The organism is Actinomycetospora sp., from assembly GCF_055612215.1.
Window position 1 is genome coordinate 1 of record NZ_JBVPVA010000966.1, and the last position, 2,328, is coordinate 2,328.

The following is a 2,328-nucleotide window of genomic DNA, read 5'->3' on the forward strand; positions in this document are numbered from 1 at the left end:
CGGGACGAGGACCCCCACGGCCCCCGCCGCCCGGGCGGCCCCGAGGTCGGCGGCGATGTCCCCCACCACCGCGCAGGCGCGCGGGTCGACCCCGAGCCGCCGGGCCGCGTCGAGGACCAGGCCCGGGGCGGGCTTGCGGCACGCGCAGCCGTCCGCCTCACCGTGCGGGCACCAGGCCCAGACCCCGATCGGCCCGATCAGCTCGTCGAGGCGGGCGTTCACCGCGACGACGTCCTGCTCGGTCAGCAGCCCGCGGGCGACGCCGGACTGGTTGCTGACCACCCCGACCGGGATGCCGGCGCGCCGCAGCCGGTCGAGGGCGGGGCGGGCGGTCGCGACGGGGTCGACCTTCGCCGGGTCGCCGTTGTAGGGGACGTCGTGGACGAGGGTGCCGTCGCGGTCGAACAGGACCGCGGCCGGCGTCGGGGGGACCTCACCGCGGCGCACGCGGGCGAGGACACCACGCCCGACGGCGGCCCGCAGGACGGCGGGAACCCGATCTCCGTTCGGGCGGACGCACTCTCACCCGGGGGGCCGATCGGTTTGTGGCCAGGGGCCCCGGGTACACGACCGGCGACCGAGGACGGCGGGGGGCTCGCCCTCGCCGCGGAGTACGACGCGCTCGACCGCGTCCCGGCAGGGGCGTGCGGCCGGTGCGGCCCGACGAGGAGGTGCTCGTGGCGCGACCCGACTCCCCGCCGAACGGCCCTGTCCCGGACGACCCCGGCGACCGCTTCCTGCCGCCGGAGGACGTCGAGGTCCGCGTCCCCGCCGTACCGCGCGCGGTCGTCACGATGCGCACCGTCGCGGCCGACCTCGCCGCACGTGCGGAGTTCACCCTCGACGCCGTGGCGGACCTGCGGATGGCCGTCGACGAGGCCTGTTCGAGCCTTGTGGCCCTCGCCCGCCCCGACACCCGCCTGACCTGCAGCTTCATCGTCCACGAGGAGCACATCACGGTGACCTCATCGGTCCAGACCACGGGGGCGGAGCGGTTGGCCACCGACTCCTTCGGCTGGCGGGTCCTCACGACCCTCGCCGACGACGTCCGCATGCTCTCGGCGACCCCCGGCCAGGCCGGGGACCCGTTCCGGCTGGCCGTGCGCCTGTCGGTGCGACGTCTCGGAACCACGCTTTCGTGACGGCCCACGACGTCGACCCGGCGACGGTCACCGTCGACCCGGCGACGGAGAACCGGGACGGCCAGGCCCCCGAGCCCGAGGCCACCGACGGCCACGCCCCGGCCGAGCGGCAGGCTCGCCGCGGCTCCCGCGGCGAATACGACCACCTGATGCCGATGCTCGCCGAGCACGCGAGCCTGCCCCAGGGCGACCCCCGCCGGGCCCGGCTGCGCGACGACCTCGTGCGCGGCCACCTGCCGGTCGCCCAGCACATCGCCCGGCGGTTCTCGCGCCGCGGCGAGCCCGAGGAGGACCTCGAGCAGGTCGCCACCCTCGGGCTGATCAACGCCGTCGACCGCTACGACCCCTCGCGCGGCACCGACTTCCTGTCCTACGCGGTGCCGACGATCACCGGGGAGGTCCGCCGGCACTTCCGCGACCAGGCCTGGTCGATGCGGGTGCCCCGGCGCCTCAAGGACCTCAACGTCACGCTGTCCTCGGCGATGGGCCAGATGTCGCAGACCCTCGGCCGGGCGCCGACCGCGGCCGAGCTCGCGGCGCACCTCAACCTGCCCAAGGAGGACGTGCTCGAGGCGCTCGAGGCCTCGAACGCGTACCGGTCGGGCTCGCTGGACGAGATGCTCGTCGACGACCCGGACTCGGGCACGGTCTCCGACCTGCTCGGCGAGGCCGACGCCGCGCTGGACAAGGTGGAGTACCAGCAGTCGCTGGCCCCGCTGCTCTCCCAGCTCGCCCCGCGCGAGCGCACGATCATCATGCTGCGGTTCTTCAAGAACATGACGCAGTCGCAGATCGCGGCCGAGGTCGGCATCTCGCAGATGCACGTCTCGCGTCTGCTCGCCAAGACCCTCGCCCAGCTGCGCGAGGGGCTGGGAGAGAACGCCCGTTAGGCCTCCGGTCCCGTGCGAGGCGCCGACGGCCGTGGTCCTGCGCGACCTCGGCCTCGGCGACCTGCTCGTCGCCGTGCCCGCCCTGCGCCTGCTCCGCCGGGCGTTGCCCGACCACCGGGTGGTGCTCCTCGGCCCAGGGTGGGTGGGCGACGTGGCGGGCTTCCCCGTGGACGCCGTCGCCGACGACGCGACCGCGCCCCCACCCGACGTCGTGGTCAACCTCCACGGCCGCGGACCGCAGAGCCACGCCCGGCTCGACGCCCTCGCCGGGGAGCGCCCGGTGCGCCGGGTCGGGC

General features: G+C 75.8%; 3 protein-coding genes and 1 pseudogene. 3 read left to right on the forward strand and 1 reads right to left on the reverse strand.

What is annotated here, in order from left to right; all coding sequences use genetic code 11:
• Positions 1-447 (reverse strand): D-glycero-alpha-D-manno-heptose-1,7-bisphosphate 7-phosphatase (locus AC0CYZ_RS26370; RefSeq protein WP_472220876.1); only part of this gene is annotated, 447 nt, incomplete at its 3' end.
• A gap of 230 nt (positions 448-677) precedes the next feature.
• On the opposite strand from AC0CYZ_RS26370, the gene AC0CYZ_RS26375 reads away from it, so the two are divergent.
• From AC0CYZ_RS26375 to AC0CYZ_RS26385, 3 genes and pseudogenes are all read left to right on the forward strand, one after another.
• Positions 678-1,142, forward strand: coding sequence for an ATP-binding protein (locus tag AC0CYZ_RS26375; protein WP_472220878.1), 465 nt, complete (start codon positions 678-680; stop codon positions 1,140-1,142).
• Positions 1,143-1,291: 149 nt separating this feature from the next.
• Complete coding sequence (locus AC0CYZ_RS26380; RefSeq protein WP_472220880.1) at positions 1,292-2,032, forward strand: RNA polymerase sigma factor SigF; 741 nt, start codon at positions 1,292-1,294, stop codon at positions 2,030-2,032.
• 31 nt (positions 2,033-2,063) lie between these two features.
• Positions 2,064-2,328, forward strand: a pseudogene (locus tag AC0CYZ_RS26385) (glycosyltransferase family 9 protein); the annotation flags it as partial.

Excerpts from the sequence above, each read along its gene's own strand:
- AC0CYZ_RS26380 (WP_472220880.1), top strand. The coding sequence starts at position 1,292 with ATGCCGATGCTCGCCGAGCACGCGAGCCTGCCCCAGGGCGACCCCCGC.